General features: G+C 36.5%; 5 protein-coding genes. All 5 read left to right on the top strand.

Translation table 11 applies throughout. The features are described 5' to 3' along the window. Positions 1 to 356 precede the first annotated feature (356 nt). Positions 357 to 2969, top strand: a complete 2613-nt coding sequence (mutS, locus tag LUA91_RS20530) for a DNA mismatch repair protein MutS (protein ID WP_231427989.1) — start codon at positions 357 to 359, stop codon at positions 2967 to 2969. Between the two features lie 95 nt (positions 2970 to 3064). Then, positions 3065 to 3562 carry a C40 family peptidase gene (locus LUA91_RS20525; protein WP_231427988.1) on the top strand — a complete coding sequence of 166 codons (498 nt, stop codon included), beginning with the start codon at positions 3065 to 3067 and terminating at the stop codon, positions 3560 to 3562. Positions 3563 to 3631: 69 nt separating this feature from the next. After that, positions 3632 to 4174: a TlpA disulfide reductase family protein gene (locus LUA91_RS20520; protein WP_231427987.1), complete on the top strand. Its 543-nt coding sequence runs from the start codon at positions 3632 to 3634 to the stop codon at positions 4172 to 4174. Positions 4175 to 4316: 142 nt separating this feature from the next. Beyond that, positions 4317 to 6512 carry a radical SAM protein gene (locus LUA91_RS20515; RefSeq protein ID WP_231427986.1) on the top strand — a complete coding sequence of 732 codons (2196 nt, stop codon included), beginning with the start codon at positions 4317 to 4319 and terminating at the stop codon, positions 6510 to 6512. Between the two features lie 320 nt (positions 6513 to 6832). Continuing rightward, positions 6833 to 7217: transposase (locus LUA91_RS20510; RefSeq protein WP_231427985.1), on the top strand; the 385-nt coding region annotated here is incomplete at its 3' end.

Here is a 7217-nt window from a genome sequence, read left to right as displayed (position 1 = left end):
TGGCCGCTAAAGTCTAATTTTTCTGCTAAATTTGTCATGATCTTAGTTCTATTGTTTGTTAAATTTAACAATTGTGGCTGCTAAAGACCACTTGAACTAAGATCACTTTTATTACATAGATACTGATAGAAACGAGCACGGAGTGCAACGGAGTAAAGTGTATAGCAGGACTGAAGTTTCCAAAAGGTATTGAACTGTTCATTTTCTAATAAAGTTTAAATGTTCTATCGTCAGCATCATTAACTGTTAATTGGCCACCACCTAATTAATAGTAACAATCTTTTAACTTTTCAACAAAACAGCCATAGAACGATGAATGATGTTATCTTTATAGCTTTTGCAAATTAATTTCAGTTTTGGCTAAAGACACGAACAAAGAAACCCCGTTAATGCAGCAATACAACGCGATTAAAGCGAAGTACCCTGGTGCACTTTTACTTTTTAGGGTTGGAGATTTTTATGAAACCTTTGGCGAAGATGCCATAAAAACTGCTCAAATTTTGGGCATCGTGTTAACCAGAAGAGGTACTGGTCCGAATGGCGGTGCTTTGGAATTAGCTGGCTTCCCGCATCATTCTTTAGATAACTATTTGTCGAAATTGGTTAGGGCAGGGCAGCGTGTTGCTATTTGCGATCAGCTCGAAGATCCTAAAACAACAAAAACTATTGTTAAACGTGGTGTTACTGAATTGGTTACGCCAGGGGTAGCTTATGGCGATAATATTTTAAATCAGAAATCGAACAACTATTTAGCTTCTGTTTTTTTCGATAAAACCCAAATTGGGGTTTCGTTTTTAGATATTTCGACTGGGGAATTTATGATTGCCCAGGGAAACAGCGATTATATTGATAAACTTTTGCAGGGATTTAAACCTACTGAAGTAATTTTTCAGAAATCTAAACGTCAGGTTTTTACAGAAAATTTTGGTGATAGATTTTATACTTTCGGCTTGGATGAATGGCCCTATACTTCAGATTACGCCGAAGAAACCTTAACAAAACATTTCGAAGTAGCCTCGCTGAAAGGTTTTGGCGTAGAGCGTTTACAAAGCGGAATTATTGCAGCTGGTGTTATTTTACATTATTTGGGCGAAACGGAACATCGCAATTTACAGCACATCACTTCCATTAGCAGAATTGAGGAAGACCGCTACATGTGGTTGGATCGGTTTACCATTCGGAATTTGGAATTGGTGCATTCTGCCAATGATAACGCTGTAACTTTATTCCATATCCTCGACCATACCTGTACGCCGATGGGTGCTCGTTTACTTCAAAAGTGGATTATTATGCCCCTTAAAGAGCTAAAACCAATTGAGGAGCGTTTAGGAATGGTAGATTTCTTTGTGAAAAATGAAGAAATTCAACAGGAATTTCTCACCCATATTAAACAAATAGGCGATATAGAAAGATTGATTTCTAAAGTTGGTTTACAGCGTGTTGGTCCGAGGGAATTGGTAGCTTTAAAAAGAGCGTTAATCCACATCGAAGCAGTTAAAAACCTTGCTGCTAATTCCAAAAATCCTTTTCTAATTAAAATTGCCGATCAGCTAAATCCATGTTTGGCAATTCGCGAGAGAATTGAGAGAGAACTCCAATCTGAACCGCCGGCTTTGCTGATTAAAGGAAATGTAATTAATGACGGCATCGACGAAGATTTAGACCGCTTGCGTAAAATTGCTTTCGGTGGTAAAGATTATTTGGTGCAAATTCAGAAACGTGAGGCAGAAGCAACGGGAATTCCATCACTGAAAATATCCTTCAATAATGTTTTCGGTTATTATTTAGAGGTTACACATACGCATAAAGATAAAGTACCGGAGGGTTGGATTCGCAAGCAAACTTTGGTTAATGCAGAGCGATACATCACGCCAGAACTTAAAGAATATGAGGAACAAATTTTAGGTGCTGAAGAGAAAATTCAGGCTATCGAAATTCGTTTGTACAATGAATTGATGTACGAAACGGCTAGTTATATTAAGCCAATTCAGCTTGATTCTTTTTTAATTGCGCAACTGGACTGCTTATTATGTTTTGCTCAATTAGCAGATAAAAACCATTACGTTAAGCCAACTATAAATAAAGAAAAAGTGCTCGATATTAAAGGTGGTCGCCATCCAGTTATCGAAAAGCAATTGCCGGTAGGTCAGGAATACATCACAAATGATGTTTATCTGGATGCGGATTCGCAACAAATAATTATGATTACTGGTCCTAACATGGCTGGTAAATCGGCAATTTTAAGGCAAACGGCTTTGATTGTTTTGATGGCACAAATGGGAAGTTTTGTTCCTGCTAAAGCTGCTGATGTGGGTTTGGTGGATAAAATCTTTACCCGTGTTGGTGCATCAGATAATATTTCTTCTGGCGAAAGTACGTTTATGGTAGAAATGAATGAAACGGCCAGTATTTTGAATAATATTTCGGATAACAGTTTGATATTATTAGATGAAATTGGTCGCGGAACGAGCACTTACGATGGTATTTCCATTGCCTGGGCTATTGCAGAGTTTTTGCATCAACATCCAACCTCTCGTCCGAAAACGTTATTTGCTACCCATTATCATGAGTTGAACGAGTTAGCAAATACGATGCCTCGTATAAAGAACTTCAACGTTTCAGTTAAGGAGATGACAAATAAAGTTATTTTCTTAAGGAAATTGGTTCCTGGTGGAAGTGAGCACAGTTTCGGTATTCATGTAGCGAAAATGGCGGGGATGCCACCAAAATTAATCGGCAGAGCGAATGAGATTTTAAAGAAACTGGAAATCGATAGGACAGAGGGACAAAGCATAAAGGACAGTATTAAGAAAGTTCAGAATCAGGCTTACCAATTGCAAATGTTTGCGATTGACGACCCGGTTTTGGTTAAAATCCGCGATACGCTGAATAATTTAGATGTTAATGCGTTGACACCAGTTGAAGCATTGTTGAAGTTGGATGAGATACAAAGATTGATAAAAAATTAGAAAATTAACTACAGATAAAAAAGATGAACACAGATATAGTATGCAAAATTATCCGTGCTTATCTCTTTAAATTAGTGGTTGAAGAACTATAAACCATGATAAAAACAAAATATTCCTTTTGGTTGATTTTAATACTAACGCTTGTTTTAACTGCATGTGGTTCCAGAAAATATACTGTTAAAAGTGAAACAAAGGCAGCGAAGGCAGCCGATGCAATGTCAAATTTGAAAAGTAAACAGCTTTATAAATTCATTACCGATTGGACTGGCGTAAAATATCGTTTTGGCGGATTGGATAAGAACGGAATCGATTGCTCTGGTTTCGCCTTTTTATTAGAGAAAGAAATCTATGGCATCACCTTACCACGAATTTCCCGCGATCAGGCCAAAGCTGTAAATAAAAAAAGCGTCGATAACTTAAAAGAAGGCGATTTAGTATTTTTTTCGTTCGGAGGAAATGATGTTGATCATGTTGGTGTTTACCTAAATAACGGTTTTTTTGTTCACGCCAGCACCAACCGGGGTGTAATTGTTGATGACTTGAATTTGCCTGCTTATCAACGCGTTTTAGTAAAATCGGGCTCGGTTAATTAAATAGTCTCTTTGCTCGACATTTAAATAAGATTCAACCTATATCAGACGCATAAAAACATATTAGCTTGTATGTTCTTATATATCTCCTATGATAAAATAAACATACTAAAAGCCCTTAATCTTCATTATAAAACCATGCGTGTATTTTTTATAATCTGCTTATCTTTAATTATTTATTCGGTTAATGCACAAGTGAAGTTGCTTACGCTTGATGATTTGGAGAGACGCATCGCTAATGGAAGGGACACAACTTATGTAATCAATTTCTGGGCTACCTGGTGTTCTCCGTGTGTAGCAGAGTTGCCGAATTTTGAAAAATTAAGATTAGAAAGCCTTAAAAAGCCCGTTAAAGTACTCTTGGCGAGCCTTGATTTTAAATCAAAATTACAGAAAGCAGTAATTCCATTTGTGCTGAAGAACAACATAAAGGCTGAGGTTTATCTTTTAAACGAGCCAGACCAACAACAATACATAGAACGGATTGACAAAAAATGGTCGGGCGCTATACCTGCAACCTTATTTGTAAACAAAAAGGTACGACGCTTTTATGAAAAGGAATTTACTGAAAAGGAACTTGCAAATACGCTGCTAACCGTAATGAATAAATACTAGCATTTTTCGATGCAATTTTGAGAAAGAATATTACTTCCACTTTTTATCGCAAATTGTTATTTCGAAGTATGAAGCATTCCTACAACAATTAAAAGCAATTATTCTTCCAAAATTCCCTTACTTTTGCATAAATAAATTCCTTTTGAAAACCGAAATCTTCGCCATTACGCCACCATTCACTCAACTGAATACTCCGTATCCGGCTACAGCGTATATAAAGGGTTTTCTCAACACTAAAAACATTTCCTCTTCACAAGCTGATTTAGGTATTGAAGTAATTTTGGAATTGTTCTCTAAAAAAGGTTTACATAACTTATTTCAATTTGATAACGAAAAACCTAAAAGTGATAATGCAAAGCGCATTTTAGCTTTAAAGGATGAATATCTTAAAACAATTGATGCGGTAATTGCTTTTCTTCAAGGGAAAAATCCAACACTTGCACTTCAAATTTGTGGAGATGATTTTCTTCCTCAGGCATCTCGCTTTGCGCAATTAGAAGAATTAGATTGGGCTTTTGGTGCAATGGGAACGCAAGATAAAGCCAAACACCTGGCAACACTTTATCTGGAAGATATTTCCGATTATATTGTAGAATGCATTGATGAAAATTTTGGTTTTAGCCGATATGCTGAACGTTTGGGCAGAAGCGCCAACTCGTTTGATGAGCTTTACAAAGCTTTAAACCAAGAAGCAACTTACATTGATCACCTTTTGATTTCGGTTTTAAAAGATAAGATTGAAACCATTCAACCAAAACTGTTTTTGATTTCTGTTCCTTTTCCTGGAAATTTATACAGTGCTTTTCGCTGTGCACAATGGATAAAGGCCAATCATCCTGAAATTAAAATATCAATGGGTGGCGGATTCCCGAATACAGAATTGCGTTCACTTTCTGATAAACGAGTCTTCGAATTCTTCGATTTTATCACATTGGATGATGGAGAATTGCCAATTGATCTGCTGATTCAAAACATAAACGGCACTGTGCCACAAGAAATGCACATGTACAAACGTACATTTTTGCTCGAAAACGGCGAGGTAGTTTACAGAAATGATTCATTTAGGAAAGATTATAAGCAAGCTGATGTTGGTACGCCGGATTATACAGGATTATTGCTTGATAAATATATTTCGGTAATAGAAATCGTTAATCCGATGCACCGCATGTGGAGTGATGGACGTTGGAATAAGCTCACCATGGCACATGGTTGCTATTGGGGTAAATGCACTTTTTGTGATATTTCTTTAGACTATATCAAGGTTTACGAACCTGTACAAGCGAAACAAATTGTTGATAGAATTGAAGATTTATATACCAAAACAGGTCAAAATGGTTTTCATTTTGTAGATGAAGCTGCGCCACCGGCATTAATGCGGGAAGTGGCTTTGGAAATCATCCGCAGAAAATTAGCTGTTACCTGGTGGACGAATATCCGCTTTGAGAAAAGTTTTACAGCAGATTTATGCTTACTGCTAAAAGCATCTGGCTGTATCGCGGTTTCCGGCGGATTGGAGGTCGCATCTGATAGGTTACTTAAACTGATAGATAAGGGCGTTACTGTAGAGCAGGTGGCAAAAGTGACCCGAAACTTTACCTCTGCAGGAATTATGGTACATGCTTATTTGATGTATGGCTACCCAACTCAAACGGTTCAAGAAACTGTAGACAGTCTAGAAATGGTTCGTCAGTTATTTGAGGCTGGTGTATTGCAATCTGGTTTTTGGCATCAGTTTGCTATGACTGCTCATAGTCCTGTAGGTATGTATCCTGAAAAATTTGGGGTTGTTAAGGAAACAGAAATCATTGGTACTTTTGCCAATAACGACATCAATTACATCGATAAAACCGGCATCGACCATAATAAATTTAGCTATGGATTAAAGAAATCTCTTTTCAATTTTATGCATGGAATTTGTTTTGACTATAAATTGCAGGATTGGTTTGATTTTAAAATCCCAAACACAAAAATTCAGGCTGATTTTATTGAAATGGCTTTGAATGATGATGATAATTTCAATACCAAACCAACTGCGAAAGTGGTTTGGATAGGAGGTAAGCCATCAGCTGAATATTTTACAAAATCGAAAAAAGGAAATTCCTGGGAAATGGCTTCACTAACATTTCATGATAAACGTGAGAGTTTTGTTGTGCAGACCAATAAGAAAGAAGGAGAATGGTTGGTTTCAATTTTAGGTAAAATTCACATTTCAAACGAAAAGGTTTACTCTTTTGCTGAAGTTAAAGCAGATTTTGAAACCGAAATGGAAAACTTCGAATTATTCTGGTACTCTAAGCCAATTAATACTTTGAGGGAATTTGGATTGTTGGTTTTGTAAAACGAAACAACTATGTAGGGAATGTAAGAAAATATAAGACCTTGAGCTTGAATGAAACTTACATTCCTCCTATGTTTGCAAAGTAATAAATTTGTAGATATAATTGAGAAAGAATGAGAGCACATACATTCCAAATAGCTTATCAGCATATTGTATTTAAGAAATTGCCTCATTCTTTTTTATCTTTTCGAGTTTGAACAGAATGTAAGGAATTGTGCACTGCACTATATCCAGAATATCCAACCAGGAGAAAAAACGAAGGGAGATTCATCAATTATAAAGCTAAACTTTAACTGATAAAAAAAGTATTAAAACAAGTGATGGGAGTAGATGTAGCTCAAAAAGAGCTTGTTGTTACCCTTGGCAGAACCTTTGATGATTTTTCTATCGAACTTTATGCACACAAGGTTTTTAGAAATAGTGAAACAGGCATAAAGGCACTACTTGATTGGTCTTTGAAATTAACCGACAGCAGCATTAAAGTCCGGTATGTAATGGAGGCAACAGGTGTATACCATCAGAAATTCGCCTATCACCTGGATGAAAATGGCTATGATGTGAGTATCATACTTCCAAACAAGATTAGTAATTATATGCGCACATTGGACAACAAGACCATTACCGACAAAACATGCTCTATGGCTATTGCCCAGTTCGGACTGGAAAGAAAGCTTGATAATTGGCACAGGCCAAAAAACATATATA

Source organism: Pedobacter sp. Leaf250, from assembly GCF_920984735.1.
In the GTDB taxonomy this organism is placed as follows: Bacteria; Bacteroidota; Bacteroidia; order Sphingobacteriales; family Sphingobacteriaceae; genus Pedobacter.
Note: the sequence above shows the minus strand (reverse complement) of the source record. Positions and strands in the feature narration are given on the sequence as shown.